Origin of the sequence: Halodesulfovibrio spirochaetisodalis, assembly GCF_001672295.1 — a bacterium.
Taxonomy (GTDB): domain Bacteria; phylum Desulfobacterota; class Desulfovibrionia; order Desulfovibrionales; family Desulfovibrionaceae; genus Halodesulfovibrio; species Halodesulfovibrio spirochaetisodalis.
On sequence record NZ_JXMS01000024.1, the window covers coordinates 41,908 to 59,063 of the forward strand.

7 protein-coding genes are annotated in these 17,156 nt (G+C 47.2%); 1 reads left to right on the plus strand and 6 read right to left on the minus strand.

The features are described 5' to 3' along the window. Window positions 1-36: 36 nt before the first annotated feature. From SP90_RS12550 to SP90_RS16530, 5 genes are all read right to left on the minus strand, one after another. Window positions 37-2,127: a methyl-accepting chemotaxis protein gene (locus tag SP90_RS12550; protein ID WP_082936437.1), complete on the minus strand. Its 2,091-nt coding sequence runs from the start codon at window positions 2,125-2,127 to the stop codon at window positions 37-39. 264 nt (window positions 2,128-2,391) lie between these two features. Beyond that, window positions 2,392-4,578, minus strand: coding sequence for a ferrous iron transport protein B (gene feoB, locus SP90_RS12555; protein ID WP_066856796.1), 2,187 nt, complete (start codon window positions 4,576-4,578; stop codon window positions 2,392-2,394). Window positions 4,579-4,625: 47 nt separating this feature from the next. Next, on the minus strand, window positions 4,626-4,862 hold the full coding sequence (locus SP90_RS12560) for a FeoA family protein (protein ID WP_066856799.1): 237 nt from the start codon (window positions 4,860-4,862) through the stop codon (window positions 4,626-4,628). A 90-nt stretch (window positions 4,863-4,952) separates the two neighbouring features. After that, on the minus strand, window positions 4,953-5,141 hold the full coding sequence (locus tag SP90_RS12565) for a FeoB-associated Cys-rich membrane protein (RefSeq protein WP_066856802.1): 189 nt from the start codon (window positions 5,139-5,141) through the stop codon (window positions 4,953-4,955). A 113-nt stretch (window positions 5,142-5,254) separates the two neighbouring features. Continuing rightward, entirely contained in the window at window positions 5,255-5,527 is a 273-nt protein-coding gene (locus SP90_RS16530) for a FeoA family protein (protein WP_082936438.1), read from the minus strand. A gap of 434 nt (window positions 5,528-5,961) precedes the next feature. Between SP90_RS16530 and SP90_RS12575 the strand changes: the two genes are divergently transcribed. Then, complete coding sequence (locus SP90_RS12575) at window positions 5,962-6,948, plus strand: ABC transporter ATP-binding protein (RefSeq protein ID WP_066856808.1); 987 nt, start codon at window positions 5,962-5,964, stop codon at window positions 6,946-6,948. 62 nt (window positions 6,949-7,010) lie between these two features. Here SP90_RS12575 and SP90_RS12580 read toward each other — a convergent pair whose 3' ends face one another. Then, window positions 7,011-16,967, minus strand: a complete 9,957-nt coding sequence (locus SP90_RS12580; RefSeq protein ID WP_066856811.1) for a VCBS domain-containing protein — start codon at window positions 16,965-16,967, stop codon at window positions 7,011-7,013. Between the last annotated feature and the right edge of the window lie 189 nt (window positions 16,968-17,156).

The following is a 17,156-nucleotide window of genomic DNA, read 5'->3' on the forward strand; positions in this document are numbered from 1 at the left end:
GTGAGGAGACAATAACCCTCATGGAAATATCTTCACCTACTGTTTTAATTCAGCAACAAGCCCCTTAAGTTGCAAAGCAACTGAAGAAAGCTCTTTAACCGCAACTGAAGACTCTTGTATTCCAGCAGTCGTTTCCGCAACCACCACATTTACTTCTTCAAGTGCTCTGTTAATTTCTTCTGAAGTAGCAGATTGCTGCTCGGCTGCCGTTGCGATGCTGCTAATCAGGATGGATCCTTCCGCAGACATGTCTACAATTGCCTGTAATGCTTTGCCAGACAGCGATGACTGGTCATTAGCACGGGAAACGAATGAAACGGTGCTTTCAACGTGCTTCATATTCTCTTTTGCGGCAACCTGCATTGCAGAAATACTGCTCTCAACTTCGTTCGTCGCAGTCATGGTTTTTTCTGCAAGCTTACGGACTTCATCAGCAACAACAGCAAAACCTCTGCCAGCCTCACCTGCCCGTGCGGCTTCAATGGCTGCGTTCAGCGCAAGAAGGTTAGTTTGATCAGCAATATCGTTAATCACGGTCAGTACGCTGCCAATGGAATCTGCCTGCGCACCAAGTTTATGCATATTACTTTCAAGATCTTGCGCCGTGGCATTTACCTGAGCAATAATATCCACAACACCATTCACTAACTCTGAACCTTCGTTTGCCTTCTTCTGCGCCCCTACAGACTGGTCTGTAGCACCGGATGCATTTTTAGCAACTTCAAGAACAGTGCTGTTCATTTCTTCCATGGCTGTGGATGTTTCCGTAACACGTTCCTGCTGAATCTCAGCACCTGCTGCGATCTGAGAAACCTGCGAGGAAAGGCGTTCAGACGAAATAGCAAGATGTTCTGCTAAATTGTCAGCCTGCGCTGCAACTTCCTGCATGGTTTTTTCTGCTGCCCGCATATCTGTTCGATCGAGCAGTACTTCAATGGCACCGGCAACGCTTCCATCACGCAGGATAAGCGGCACAGCTGAGTATTCAATATTATAGTCACCTGAAGACAATGAAGAAATAGTTTCCTGTGTATACGGACGGCAGTCTTTGATGCAACGGTCACTGCCGCACAGTTCTGTATTACAATGAGTTGTATTCAAGACATCGTAGCATTTTTGATTCTTATATTCTGTGATTCCCACAATCTCCAATGCCTTGGAGTTCAAGAACACCATATTGTAATCAACGTCGCGAATCATCATCGCTACCGGCAACTTGTTCATGGCATTGGCAAACATTGTCACCAGCTGGTTTATCTCACCCATAAGGGTTGCAAACTCGCCGCTATATTTTGAGACATCGGCACTCGCGTCCAGCTCACCTTTCTCTACTGCCTCTGTAAGGCTGGCTACATCCTGATGGAATATAGATAACACAGTAACCAGACGGGCAAGGTTTGCATACACGCCCTTCTTGCCTTTCGACAAATCAACAGAAAAATCTCCGTCTGCAAGTGACTGGACAATGCGTTCCAGTTCCGCAGGATCTGCACCGAGCATTTTACCTGTCTTGCATACAATGCAGCATATGATGCAAAGAGAAATGGCAATCGCAGCAGCTAAAAAGCAATATGTAACAGTGATAATATTGTTTTTTGTATCTTCTGCCTGTCGAGCGAATGCTGTTGCTTTATTGGATGCGAAATCGATAAAGGCCTTCATGTCCGCATTCAGCTTAGCAACATGTTGTGCACCTTTACCCTTTGTAATGGCCAATGCTCCTGCCTTATTGCCTGCTTTGAACAGGGCAATAACTTCTTCGCGAATGGGGCGCCATTTATCAAAATCCGCCACCAGCTCTTCCACTTTTTGCGGATTTCCTAAGAACCGGTCACGCAATACATCAAAATCAGCGTGGATACTTTTTTCCAAGTCACGAATTATTGCCAGAGAGCTCTCAACCTGAGCCTGTGAGGTACTGGATGCAATATCCTTCATTGCCCTGTGGATACGGACAATATTACCGTCTATCCGCAAAATGGCAGTGCTGACAGCGTAGGGATGCCGATACAGTTTCTCTGTTGCTGAAGAAACTTCATTAATTTCCTGAATTGTTGCTGCCCCCATCCCTATAAGCAAGCAAAGTAGTATTCCAAAACCTAAAACCAATCGTGCTCGTAATGTCATATGCCTCCCAGTTTATATCCACCGTTGATACACAAACATATTTTCCTTTATTACTAATTCAATTTATTATGTAGACGGTGTTGATTATGGCGTAAGTGGTAAACCAAGAACGTATTCTCTTCAGGCACTTATCGTGTCATACAGCATTTTCTTAAGAACATAGCTATTACTTATTGTATTTCACACAAAATACATCTGGCAGAAACATAAAAAGCCCCGTCCGAGCATAATCGAACGGGGCTTTGTAACATTGTTGTTATATTCTTACAGCAGCTTTCCTATTTGTACTACTGCTACAGCTACGGTGTAGGCCAATGCAGTGTTAAACACCACGGAGAAAATAGCCCATTTCCATGAGTTTGCTTCCTGCTTGATAGCAACAACGGTAACAAAACATGGTGCGTAGAGAAGTACAAAAAGAAGGAATGCAATTGCAGTTGCCGGAGTCCAGTTAGGATCCTGTGCAATGCGTTCTGCAAGAGGTGAAGCATCTTCAGGATCAACTTCACCAAGGGAGTATGCAGTACCCAGAGTAGAAACAATTACCTCTTTCGCTGCAAAGCCACCAACAAGAGCAATGTTTGTGCGCCAGTCAAATCCGGCAGGGCTCATGATAGGCTCAAGAGCCACACCAATGGAACCAGCGTAAGAGTTTTTCAATGTTGCTTCTGCCTCTTCGTTTTCAACGGAAAGAAGCTTTTCTTCAAGCTCAGCAACCGGAGCACCGGAAGCAGTTGCTGCATCAATCTGTTCCTGAACAACTGTTTTCTGTGCATCAAATGCTGCAACCTGATCTTCCGGAAGGTTCGGGAAGGTCATTGCTGCCCAGATAAGGATGGAAATTGCAAGGATTACGGTACCAGCTTTCTTAATGTACTGCCATGTACGTTCCCACGTGTGGATGAAAAGACCACGAAGAGTAGGGAAACGGTACGGCGGAAGTTCCATTACAAACGGAGTAGCTTCACCTTTAATAACTGTGTTACGCAAGATTTTTGAAACAATCAGAGCACATGCCCATGCAACCATTGTGATCATGAACATAACCATTGCCTGATTCTTTTCAAAGAATACGCCTACAAAGAGGAGGAATACCGGAAGCTTTGCACCACAAGCCATGAACGGTGCAGTGATCAACGTTGCCAGTTTCTCTTTAGGGCTTCGCAGAGTACGTGCAGCCATAACACCAGGCACAGCACAACCACCAGCAATACCACCAGATACGATGAATGGCATTACAGAACAGCCGTGAAGGCCGAAGAAGCGGAATACGCGGTCAAGCATGTATGCGACACGAGCCATGTAGCCGGAGTCTTCGAGGATAGCGATCTGAAGGAACATGAACATAATGAGCGGAACAAAGCCCATAACGCCACCAACACCGTCAATAACACCTGAAATAACAAGTGACTTAAGCAAGCCGTCATTCATATTTGCTTCAGCAGTCTCGCCAAGCCAGCCGAAGAAGCTTTCAAACCAGCCTACAGGGGTCTCACTGAAGGTAAATGTCACCTGATAAATCAGGTACATAACAGCCAGCATAATAATCGGGCCGAGGAAACGGTGTGTCACGATAGTATCAATTTTATCGGACAGTGCTACACGGTCAGCTGCAGCATCAAGACGAGTCACTACGCCCTGACGGATAATAGAAGTGATGTATCCGTAACGGTAGTCAGCAATAACAGCTTCAGGATAGGTTGCAAGAGTGCTTTCAAGATGCTTGGAAACACTTTTTACTACCTCTTCAAGCTCTGCGGAAACAGGATGTGCTTCACGGCCGAGTTGCATGATTTCATCATCGCTTTCGAGGTACTTAAGCGCTGTCCAGCGGGACGGGTAACGGTCAGTAAGAAGATTGTTCTTTTCAATGAGATCAACCATCTTGTTAAGCGCAGGATCAAGGTCTGGCCCGTAGGAAATGGAGAGAGGCTCCCACTTTTTGCCTTCGTTTTTCGCAGCGCATTTTACTGTTTCAGTCAACAGTTCCTGAATACCCTCACCTGTACGTGCAACGGTTTCAACCACTGGTACGTTAAGCAGGTCAGCAAGCTTATCAATATCAATTTTCATTCCTTGCTTGTTGGCTTCATCCATCATGTTCAGTGCAAGAACGATTGGAGCGCCCATTTCCATCAACTGGATTGCAAGGTACAGGTTACGCTCAAGCGCACCTGCGTTGAGAACATCAATAACAACGTCAGGACGCTGGTCAGCAACTACGTTACGCGCAACAATTTCTTCCATTGTATACGCTGTAAGGGAGTAGGTTCCCGGAAGGTCGATAAGATGAATTCTGTTTTCACCAACTTTAGTGAAACCTTCTTTCTTATCAACAGTAATACCAGGATAGTTACCTACGTGCTGGCGGGCTCCTGTAATCGCGTTAAACGCTGTTGTCTTACCGGAGTTAGGGTTACCGGCAAGAGCAACTTTAATCTCTTTAGACATGAAACATTCCTCGTAAACAGAAAATTTTGTGTGGCAGACAGGCGTGATTAAACACGCTCTACAGCAATGTAGTCAGCTTCGTTATTGCGCAGGGAAAGCGTAAAACCAGTAAGACGTAAGGCTACCGGATCCTGCAGCGGTGCACGGCCTACAACTTCCAGTTCAGCTCCTGGAACAAGGCCCATATCACGAATACGACGGCCAAGTTCTCCAATTGCAGTAATTGCAACCACTTTAGCCTTCTCCCCAACTTTTAATTCCCGCATAGGTATTGCGTTCGACATTCTAACCACCCTTTGTGAAATTGAAAATCTCTATCAATTAAATTCAGTAAAAAAAGTGCGCTGTTTTGCACACCATCGTAACCTATACTATTACTCTTTGTGTGAAGAGCAACCGCAGCCAGCAGAACCCTTGTGGGCGCTTGTAGTATCAGAAGAGCCACATCCACCGCAGCTGCTGCCGCAACCGCAGCCGCCGGAAGATCCCTTCTTCATAAAGCGTCGTACAAGATATCCGGCTGCAACAGCGATAATCACTGCGACAATGACAGCATCCGACATGGATACCTCCGGTTTACTTATCGAAAAAGAATCTGTTAATTACCTGTTATTACTGCTGAGCAGCATCAATAATATTCAGGTTCTTTCAGCAACAAACAATGCGCACAGCAAGATTATAGAGAACGGAAAGGTTGCGCATCATCATGATTATGATCGTGATCAAGGGGCTCGCATTCAAGCGTGCATGCAATGTCATCACCCAAGGTGAGCAGGCAGTCCTTTACCTTGAAACGACATGGGGAACATACTTCCACAACTGTGCCCGGAGTAAGTCCCAATGCGCAAAGTCTCCCCCGCAGCTTTGGTTCGCTACACAAACCTTTGATTCGGGCTTTGCATCCAGTAGGTAAAGAATTCAATTTACGCTTGCGTTTACAACATGGCATTTTGTGACCCCTCCAAAACGTATGCCTAGTGAGTAGTCAAATTGAAAATGATTGTCAAGGGCATTGAGAATGTAATTGAAAATTATTTTCAACTCAGACTCAGAACATTATAGAGCCATTTTTATATCACAACCTGCTGATTATGAATGTACATTGCCAAAGACTCCTTGCAGTCACCAACTGCAATCCGTATTCTAGTTTTCACTCTGGAACCTGTTTTATTACCACAGCACGACATAATTAGAACAGATGAACATCACCAACTATCATCACTCCGGTAAAAAAAATACCAAGGCTCACGACCAGTATTTACTGCTCATATAGAGCTTGATATTACTCAAAGAAGCAGCCGACGCCACCACCAGACCCAGCTGTTACCACCTGCTGTCTCAAGGTGCGCTGCTTTTTTCACAACATTATATATAGGATGCGTCATGTCACAACCGCTTCTCTCAGTAGAGGGACTCACAACAGTTTTCAACACCACAGCACACGGCAGACTTACGGCTGTTGACGATGTAAGTTTCTCTATCAATTCCGGACAATCACTAAGTATTGTTGGAGAATCCGGCTGCGGAAAAAGTGTGACATCACTATCCATCATGCGGTTAATCCCGTCTCCTCCGGGCAAAATAACAACAGGTAAAATACTCTTTGAAGGTACTGACCTGCTTACGTTACCGGAAAAAGAAATGCAGCGCGTTCGTGGAAACGCCATTTCCATGATCTTTCAGGAGCCGATGACATCGCTTAACCCTGTTTTCAAAATAGGTGAGCAGATTGCAGAAGTGCTGCGGTTACATGAAAAGCTCGATAAAAAAGCCGCTCTTGCCCGCGCTATAGACTTGCTTCATGAAGTAGGTATCCCTTCCCCTGCTCAACGCGCAAAAGAGTTCCCACACCAACTCAGTGGCGGTATGCGGCAACGAGTAGTTATTGCAATGGCTCTAGCGTGCTCTCCACGCCTCATTATTGCTGATGAGCCCACAACTGCGCTTGATGTGACCATTCAGGGACAAATTTTAGATTTAATGCACAAGCTTGCTGAAGACACAGGTACAGCCCTGCTCCTCATTACACATGACCTTGGAGTAGTGGCAGAAAACGCCGACGATGTCGTTGTGATGTACAGCGGTAGAGTTATCGAGCAGGCAAGCACGCAGGACTTATTTGCCAATCCGCTGCACCCGTATACGCAAGGACTTATCCAATCCATCCCTACTATACCGGCAAAAGGGACACGTATTCAGAAAGGAATGCTTGAAACCATCCCCGGTTCTGTTGCCCCGCTATACGCACTGCCTGAAGGTTGCCGATTCCACGAACGATGTAAGCACGTCTTCGATAAATGCAAAAAAATGGAACCGCCTTTATTGAGACCGGAAGCAAACAGAGAAGTCCGCTGCTGGCTTTACGAATAGCCATTTACTCTTACCTTACTGCGAAATAAAAAGCCCCGCTCGGTTGAACGGGGCTTTTTCGTTTATCCATTTCGTATGAGCTGTTCCAGATAGCCTTTGCTGACTATATCGTCTTCAAGTACAACGGTGTGCACTGCAACCTCTGAAGAGCCTGCCTGTGTGGCTGTCACTGTAAATACAGTATTGCCCCCGGTGTACTGAACATCTGAAACAGAATATGTTTCGTGTCCGTTGCCAGAGATAACATCAGAGAATCTCAGATGGTCATGCCCTCTTCCGAAATCCTGAATAAATGTTGTCTGACCGGATTCTTTAAAGTCTTCGGATGTAAACAGGAAGATGTCATCACCTTGTCCACCATTGAGAATATCGTTATCACCGTAACCACCATTCAAGGTGTCGTGCCCGCTATTTCCAATCAGCTTATCAGCACCATCACCACCGAACAGATGATCTTCCCCGTTGCCAGCTTTTAAGGTGTCATCACCGAGGCCGCCATAGAGCCTGTCATGACCATTCCCTCCGTCAAGGGTATCTGATCCTGAGCCACCGTAAAGCTTATCCTCGCCATTGCCACCTTTCAAGGTGTCGTCACCGCCTTTACCGTGCAACTCGTCATGTCCGTTGCCACCGTAAAGCTTATCATCTCCAGAACCGCCGTACAGGTAATCCTGTCCATGCGTTCCATGCTTTACAACACCCGGTTCATGCGCTGCGGCTTCAGCAGGAGAAAGAGTCTTATCAGCAAAGTGCAATGACTCAATATCATACAAAGTATCGGTCTCTGAACCTCTGGCAACTGTGTAGTACCGGTTAGCATCCGTGCCGTGGGCTGTTATGGTGTACTCGTCAAAATTACCATCATAGTACGCAGTATCTGTTCCGATTCCGCCATGGAGAGTGTCATCACCTGCATCACCATGAAGCTGATCATCGCCGGAACCGCCGTGTAATGTGTCACTACCGCCACCACCGAAGAGTGTGTCTGCGCCGTCTTCTCCTTTAAGAATATTGACGCTGTTATCACCCTTCAAGGTATCATCATGAGCGCTGCCAATCAGGTTTTCAATACCATTCAAGATATCACCTACAGCATCACCACCAGCGGCTGAAGCTCCAGCAAAATCGACCTGAGCACTTGCAAGTGTCAAATCAACATTAACGGCATGGGCAGATTTTTCATAACTGGCAGTGTCGTTGCCTGTGTCTACAACAACTGTTCTACCATTTACGTCTTTCACTGAACCGCCATAGAGGATATCTGCCCCTGTCCCACCAATGAGAGTATCGTTACCCTCATCACCGTAGAGAACATCATATCCTCCCTGACCGTACAGGATATCGTCACCACCACCGCCATGAATTGTATCATCCGTGACAGTCCGTAATACTATGTCATCCAGCAGCACACCATGCGTTGACATGCTCTGCGGCCACTCTTCAGTGAAGGTTATGGTTGTGCTGGCATCTGTTGCTGTAAACTTAATTGAATACGTCTCAAACAGGTTATCAACATCATTACTCTGATCATCCCTGACAGGCACCATACTATACTCAGTACCACCGATGAGGATAAGCAACACCTCATTTTGAGAAGCAAATGGATTATCGCGAGTAAGCGCCTTGAACGTTAACTCATACTCCTGCCCGACCACTGTCTGCACAGTTCTGAAAATTGAATCCCGACCAACACCGGCATCAACTTCCAGTACTTTTCCTTGTTCAGTGTTACCGTTCGGATGATACACTGTGTAGTCATGAATTTCTTTCGTTCCTGACCAGTCAGCAGCTCTGCCATCTTCAAAATCTTCTCTGAAAACAACTACACCATCTGATGCGCTGTCTCCGCCTTTAATGACATTCGCATGCTCATCGCCCTTTAATGTATCAGCATAGGCACTACCAATAAGATTCTCGACACCTGACAAGGTATCACCTTCTGCAGCGCCACCAGTCTCAGTTTGTGAATCAGACAGATCAACATGTACTTTTGAAGCAGAGTCTGCATAGCTCACAGTATCTGTGCCGCTACCACCATTGAAGGTTTCTGCTGCAACACCGGCATGCATAGTGTCATCGCCGGTACCGGCATTCACCGTAGCTTTGCCACCTGTTGCTGTGCTGAGATCAATGATATCGGCATCTGCACCGGTTGAGATGGTTGTGTTACCAATAAAGGTTGAATCAACAGTGACTGAATCTTCACCAGCGCCAGTTGAAATACTATTCCAGTTGCCATTCACGTTCAAAGAATCGTCATGGGAAGAGCCTTCGAAATTCTCAAAGCTCTCGAACTGGCCTGTCTTTACCGTACCGTCATTGATACCGAAGCTGCCGTCAGCAGCAACAGTAACACCAGTGGAAGACTGGCTGAAATCAACAGTATCGTGCCCGTTACCGCCATCAAGCGTTGTACGTTCATCTGCGTCCACAATAAAGGTATCTGCCTGATTAGTACCTTTAACTTTCTCAACAAAGTTGTAGGAATCACCAGTAGCGTCGCCTGTTCCACTATCGCCGACCATATCAACAGTTACTGCGTTATTGGATTTCTCGTAACTAACAGTATCGGTACCGCCGTAAGCGTTGATAGTTTCCTGAGCTGCTCCGGCGTAAATTGTATCGTCACCAGCACCAGAATTGATGGTCACCTCAGCAGAATCAACTGAGCCGCTGGAAAGATCGATAGTATCTGCTTTAGCACCAGTAGTGATGTTCAGTTCACTATCAGCCTGCGCTTCGACAGTTACATGGACAGCCTTGTCATCAGCTGTAAACACATTCACGCCGGACGCGCCTTCTTCGCCCACAACCTTTACGTTGGTGGATTCTGTGAAACGTACGTTTTCGAAATCTGAAGCTTCAAGCACAGTGCGCCCCACGGCGTCCGTAATCACAAAGTGCTCAATGCCGTTAACTGCTTGTTTCACAGTCACGGTGAAGGAACCGGAGCCATCTACCTCAAGGGTATCCTGCTTACCAGAGCCGATTACTTTTTCAAAGCCTTCAAGCTGTCCGTTCTGTGTTGTGCGACCAGCCACACCAAAGCTTCCATCAGCATTCAAACGTACACCGGTTGATGACTGGCTGAAGTCCGCGGTATCTTCACCCTCACCACCATCAAGCGTTGTACGTTCGTTTGCGTCCACGATAAAAGTGTCTGCCTGATCGCTTCCTTCGATTCTTTCGACTCGATTGTACTCGTCACCGGCGGCATCGCCTTTCCCGTTGTTTCCAACGAGATCAACGGTGACAGCACCTGATGACTTTTCATAACTGACAGTATCGTTGCCGCCATCAACATTAAATGTTTCCTGAGCAGCACTGGCGTAAATTGTATCATTACCTTCACCGGAATTAATGGTCACTTCAGCAGAACCAGCTGAGCCGCCGGAAAGATCGATAGTATCTCCCTTAGTGCCAGTGGTGACGTTCAGTTCACTATCTGCCTGTGCTTCGACAGTTACATGAACAGCCTTGTCATCAGCTGTAAACACATTCACGCCGGACGCGCCTTTTTCACCCACAACCTTTACGTTGATGGATTCTGTGAATCGCACATTTTCAAAATCAGAGGCTTCGAGCACGACTTCGCCAATGGCATTTGTAATCACAAAGTGCTCAATGCCGTTAACTGCTTGTTTCACAGTCACGGTGAAGGAACCGGAGCCATCCACCTCAAGGGTATCCTGCTTGTCAGAGCCGATTACTTTCTCAAAACCTTCAAGCTGCCCGTTCTGTGTTGTACGACCAGCTACACCGAAACTTCCGTCCGCATTCAAACGTACACCGGTTGATGACTGGCTGAAGTCCGCGGTATCTATTCCGGCACCAGCATCAAGGGTGCGGGTATCGCCAGCATTAACAATGAAAGTGTCGTCATGTACTGACCCTTCAAGTCGTTCAACAGAAGTATACGTGTCGCCAGCAGCGTCACCGTTGCTCGCACCGCCCACGAGATCTACTGTCACTTTCTCTGTAGACTTTTCGTAACTGACTGTATCTGTGCCGCTACCACCATTGAAGGTTTCGGCTGCGCCACCGGCGTACATTGTGTCATTACCGGAACCGGCAGCAACTGTAATCGAACCGGACTCCACTCCAGAAAGATCTATGCTATCCGCTCCGCCTTCTCCATCAATAGTACTGTTCGCACTTTGGTCTGTCGTAATTATAATTTCATCAGCAGCATCGCTACCGTCAATCTGCATATGGTCGAGACTGCCGCCAGCATTATCAACTGTAATAATATTACCGCCGTCAGCGCGTGTTCCGCCAATGACCAAATTTGAGATATCATGTGATCCGGCATCTACAGTTGTTGTAGCCTGTCCGTCACTTTGAACCGTAATGTTGCCGTACTTGGTAAAATCATTTTCGACAGTAAGATCTACTTCAAGACCGTTACCGCTGCCTTTATTGGTAAAGTAGAAGTCATTTACGTTCCGTGCAGACAGGTCAGCAGCCCCGTCACCGTCAAAATCCATATTCGCTGTAAATTCAGCACCATGCTTATTGGCGCTACTCTGACGAATAGACGCAGAGTAGGAGTCAGAGCCAGTTACGGTCAGACGGTCAAATCCACCGCCTGCGTCTACATAGGTCAGTCCGTCATCCGTAGCTATGCTGTCATTGTGTCTGGAACCGACAAACTTTTCTACGTTGGACAGAGTATCGCCCGTAGCGTGTCCACCTTGCACAGTGCCTTCACTGTTGCCGTCGCGCATGGTTACAGTAACACCACGGTTATTATCACTGTATGTTACGGTATCTATTCCGGCTCCGCCGTCAATGCTATCAGCACCAGCTCCGCCGGAAAGAACGTCATTTCCAGCGCCGCCATCAATAACGTCTGCACCGGCACCACCTTCAATCCGGTTGGCGTTTGCATCGCCTGTAAGCGTATCGGCAAAAGAGGAACCACGAAGATTTTCAATACCGCTGAATGTATCATTGGCAGCATCCCCTGCATTAGAGGTAGCTCCGCTCAAATCGACAGTTACAGCGCTTGTGGAATTCTCGTAGGAAACAGTATCCTTTCCTGAATCAGCGCTCTCTGAACCGCCGAAGAAATGGTCTGCGCCCTCACCACCCATAAAGGTGTCATTTCCGGCACCACCGTAGAGAATATTTGTACCACCGTTTCCAGAAATAACATCGTGCCCGCCGTTTCCGGTAATCACATCGTCATAGTCAGTGCCATGCAACTCATCACGCTGCTCACTACCTGTAATCTTGAAGCGCACTAAACCGCCTTCTGTGTACTCTTTCTCAACAAGAGTTTCTGCGCTGACGGAAAAGTTCACATCATGGTAGTTTGTTGCGGCATTACTGGTTCCGGCTACATAATCTTCAAAATCGTATGCACCTTCGCCCGGCATATCTGCATCATCTGCTGCTACATAGTCAGCATTCTCACTGATCTGCCCTTTTGTGCTGCTACCGGCTCTGACACCGGATGCCTTCCAAGTACCAGAAGCAGCATCAAAGTAATGGAGTACATTGTCTGAATCGACATAAATTTTTGTATCAGAGTTCAGGAAATTCGCACCCTGCGGCACAACAAAGAAATCAACATCCACAAATGGTTTGGTAATAATAAACTTGGCCACCCCATCAGGATTATTCGGGCTTCTATGCACATCACTCCATGCAATATGGGATGACGTTGTACCATCTGCATAGGTAACAGTGTACCCGACAGCATTATGCCAGCCAGCACGGTTTGAAGCACCAGAGTCACTACCGTAGGTCAGTGTATATTCAACAGGGTCAAAACTGCCCGCGACATCAATTGCAATGTCCTTTTCAACAACACCGCCGTGTCCATCCGAGGCAGAAACAGTAAATGTTTCCTGCCCGGTGGTTTCTGGATATGTAAGCTTTCCGTCCGCCCCCAGAACTGGAGCATATAAATTTTGGGTATCAGGGTCGTTGTTATCAAGCTGGTATGCCCATTCACCGCTTTCTGTGTTGTATGTAAGCGTACCGTACTTGCCTTCGACTGAAAGCTGGGTTGCCCCACCTTCACTTGTAAGAACATTGGCACTGCCGGTATCTTCTGCACCTACAGAGTCAACGGAGACTGAGTACGTAAGTGCGTTACCATCGGAACCTGACTCTGCATTACCATGATCAGCACTATCTGCGTCTGTAAACGTCAGCGTGCCGGAAGCAGTAGCACCAGTTCCAACTTCCTGAGAGTTATCAACAAGATCAGGATCTGCCGGATTTGCCTTCGTGCCGCTTTGCCCTTCAGCAGTGCCCGAAGCATCAGCTTTAAATCCATGCTCAACTACCGTTGCCTGAATGGCATCACTGCTCGAATAGTCACCAACACCAGCATCTGCTGCTGTTACTGACGCAACTTCAACCTCAGGCACATCGTTTGTGCCATGTACATTGATGGTAAGCTTTGACGAAACAGTTTCCGTTCCATCACTCACTGTATATGTAAATGTATCTTCAAGTGCTTTGCTTGCCTCACCAAGCGCAACAACTTCGCCATTGCCCATGTTCAACTCATATGACCAAGTACCATCAGCGGCGACGGTCAAAATGCCGTATGAGCCTTCGTATCTACCTTCAGTGAAGGTCAGCGTATCGGACGCATCTACATCCTTGACGTTATCCGTCAGCGTACCGAACACGACGGGGTTATCTGCAAGATCACCGGATGAAGTTTTATACGGAACTGCGGTTATAGCGCCGGACTCGACCGTCACTTCTGGCGCATCGTTGGTGCCGTGCACTTTAATGGTCAGATCGGAAGAAACACTCTCGGTGCCATCGTTAACAGTGTAGGTAAAGCTATCACTCAAAGTCTCGCTGGCATCACCAAGAGCTTTGACTTTAGCGTTAGACATATTCAGTTCGTATGACCAAGTACCATCAGCGGCGACGGTCAAAATGCCGTATGAGCCTTCGTATCTACCTTCAGTGAAGGTCAGCGTATCGGACGCATCTACATCCTTGACGTTATCCGTCAGCGTACCGGATACGACGGGATTATCGGCAAGAGCACCAGATGAAGTCTTGTACGGAACTGCGGTTATAGCGCCGGACTCTACTGTCACTTCTGGCGCATCATTAGTGCCATGCACTTTAATGGTCAGATCGGAGGAAACACTCTCGGTGCCGTCGTTAACAGTGTAGGTAAAGCTTTCACTCAAAGTCTCGCTGGCATCACCAAGAGCTTTGACTTCAGCGTTAGACATGTTCAGCTCGTATGACCAAGTACCATCAGCGGCAACGGTCAAAATACCGAATGAGCCTTCGTATCTACCTTCAGTGAAGGTCAACGTATCGGACGCATCAACATCCTTGACGTTATCCGTCAACGTACCAGACACGACGGGGTTATCTGCAAGAACACCAGATGAAGTCTTATACGGAACTGCAGTGATATCACCAGACTCAACCGTCACTTCTGGGGCATCGTTGGTACCGTGCACTTTAATGGTCAGGTCGGAAGAAACACTCTCGGTGCCATCGTTAACAGTGTAGGTAAAGCTTTCACTCAAAGTCTCGCTGGCATCACCAAGAGCTTTGACTTCAACGTTAGACATGTTCAGTTCGTATGACCAAGTACCATCAGCGGCAACGGTCAAAATACCGTAATCACCTTTGTACGTACCTTCGGTGAAGGTCAATTTGTCGGACGCATCTACATCTGTAACGTTATCCGTCAACGTACCGGACACGACGGGGTTATCTGCAAGATCACCAGATGAAGTTTTATACGGAACTGCGGTTATAGCGCCGGACTCGACCGTCACTTCTGGCGCATCATTAGTGCCATGCACTTTAATGGTCAGGTCGGAAGAAACACTCTCGGTGCCGTCGTTAACAGTGTAGGTAAAGCTTTCACTCAAAGTCTCGCTGGCATCACCAAGAGCTTTGACTGCAGCGTTAGACATGTTCAGTTCGTATGACCAAGTACCGTCAGCTTTGACGGTCAAAATGCCGTAATCACCTTTGTACGTACCTTCAGTGAAGGTCAGCGTATCGGACGCATCTACATCTGTAACGTTATCCGTCAACGTACCGGACACGACGGGGTTATCTGCAAGATCACCAGATGAAGTTTTATACGGAACTGCGGTGATATCGCCGGACTCGACCGTCACTTCAGGGGCATCATTGGTGCCGTGCACTTTAATGGTCAGGTCGGAAGAAACACTCTCGGTGCCGTCAGTCACGGTGTACGTGAAAGTTTCGTTCAAAGGAGTACTGGTATCGTCAAGCTCTCGAACCGCTTCCTTGGACATATCAAGCTTGTATGACCAAGTCCCGTCAGCTTTGACGGTCAAAATACCGTAATCACCTTTGTACGTACCTTCAGTGAAGGTCAATTTGTCAGACGCATCAACATCTGTAACGTTATCCGTCAACGTACCGGATACGACGGGGTTATCTGCAAGATCACCAGATGAAATTTTATACGGAACTGCGGTTACATCGCCGGACTCTACCGTCACTTCTGGCGCATCATTAGTGCCGTGCACTTTTATGGTCAGGTCGGAAGAAACACTCTCGGTGCCGTCGTTAACAGTGTAGGTAAAGCTTTCACTCAAAGTCTCGCTGGCATCGCCAAGAGCTTTGACTTCAACGTTAGTCATATCCAACTCATATGACCAAGTGCCGTCAGCTTTGACGGTCAATATTCCGTAGTCACCTTTGTACGTGCCTTCAGTGAAGGTCAGCGTATCGGAGGCATCCACATCTGTAACGTTATCCGTCAACGTACCGGACACGACGGGGTTATCTGCAAGATCACCAGATGAAATTTTATACGGAACTGCGGTTATAGCGCCGGACTCTACCGTCACTTCTGGCGCATCATTAGTGCCGTGCACTTTAATGGTCAGGTCGGAAGAAACACTCTCGGTGCCGTCAGTCACTGTGTAGGTAAAGCTGTCATCCAGAGTTTCACTGGCATCGCCAAGAGCTTGAACATCAGCATTAGTCATATCCAGTTGATATGACCATGTACCATCAGCAGCTACGGTTAATGTACCGTACTGCCCTTTGTATTCACCCGCGGAAAAAGTAAGGGTATCGGAGGTATCAAGATCCTGTGCATTATCCTGTAATGTACCGGAAACAATCGGGCTGGTTACAGGCGCACTGGTGGAAGTCGGTACTGCGGTGATCTCACCGGATTCTGCCTGTACAATCGGCGCATCGTTGGTACCGGTAATAGTGACCGTCAACGTAGCCTGACTTTCTGACTGGCCGTCTGAAACTGTGTAGGTAATGGAATCGGTGCGAGTCTCGTTATCGTCCAACGCAACAACATCCGGATTTTGATTATCCAGAGTGTATGTCCAAGAACCATCAGGGTTGAGGGTAAAGGTTCCGTATTGTGCATTCGGGACGGAATTAATGACCGTTAAGGTATCGCTATTGGCATCGATATCATTGGTGAGCACATTACCGGCCGCAACAGGGTTAGAAGCAGTTCCGTTTGTAATGTCAGAAAGCTTTTCAGCGGTGACGCCCAATGCATTGTTGTCATCAACAGCTAACACAGGACTGTTTTCAACATTCAGCCCCAGCTCTAGATCTTCTTCCTGCTGTTCAGGAGTAACATTATTTACGCTACGCGTAATTTCCTGATTCTCAATTCCATCAAGAAGCGTACTGAAGCCATTAAGATTTGAAGAGCCTGAACCTTGCGGCACATGAGATGAAGAGCTCGCGGACTCTCCCGCAGCTGTATCGATAACACCGTCTTCCCCAATGGCGGCAATAATTGCTTCGGCTGAAAGAGCAGTGCCATCCTGCAACGTAATGTCCAGCGCAGCAGGCTCTTTTGCAAACCCAACCAGTTTGAGTACGGAGGCGTCCTCAAACTTCAAAACAAGGTTTGAACCATCTTGAGCAGCTTGAACAGCGTTTAAATCGAAGTCAAAAGAAAAGTCCTGTGCTGTGGCAACTAAAACCTCCCGCACTTCTCCTGCGGCTGGCTTACGCAATACCTGAACACTGTTGTCACTTTCTATCGGTGCAACCATGATTCCCCCCCTAAAGGAAATACTGAAGCGACCGGAAGCTTCCCCAAGCTCCGATCATGCGGATATGTAAAAAACAGTAGTGGCGTTTATTACTGTGAACATATTGGATGAAATCTACTAAAAACATTAGATTATCTTTATTTCAACCCTTTTTTATGCCTTTTCCCAGACAGATAAAATAAAGACAAT

What these genes read in the sequence shown, in the direction of transcription:
- SP90_RS12575 (WP_066856808.1), top strand. Translation starts at nt 5,962, where the DNA reads ATGTCACAACCGCTTCTCTCAGTAGAGGGACTCACAACAGTTTTCAAC.
- SP90_RS12565 (WP_066856802.1), bottom strand. Translation starts at nt 5,141, where the DNA reads ATGTCGGATGCTGTCATTGTCGCAGTGATTATCGCTGTTGCAGCCGGA.
- feoB (WP_066856796.1), bottom strand. Translation starts at nt 4,578, where the DNA reads ATGTCTAAAGAGATTAAAGTTGCTCTTGCCGGTAACCCTAACTCCGGT.
- SP90_RS12580 (WP_066856811.1), bottom strand. Translation starts at nt 16,967, where the DNA reads ATGGTTGCACCGATAGAAAGTGACAACAGTGTTCAGGTATTGCGTAAG.
- SP90_RS12560 (WP_066856799.1), bottom strand. Translation starts at nt 4,862, where the DNA reads ATGTCGAACGCAATACCTATGCGGGAATTAAAAGTTGGGGAGAAGGCT.
- SP90_RS12550 (WP_082936437.1), bottom strand. Translation starts at nt 2,127, where the DNA reads ATGACATTACGAGCACGATTGGTTTTAGGTTTTGGAATACTACTTTGC.
- SP90_RS16530 (WP_082936438.1), bottom strand. Translation starts at nt 5,527, where the DNA reads ATGCCATGTTGTAAACGCAAGCGTAAATTGAATTCTTTACCTACTGGA.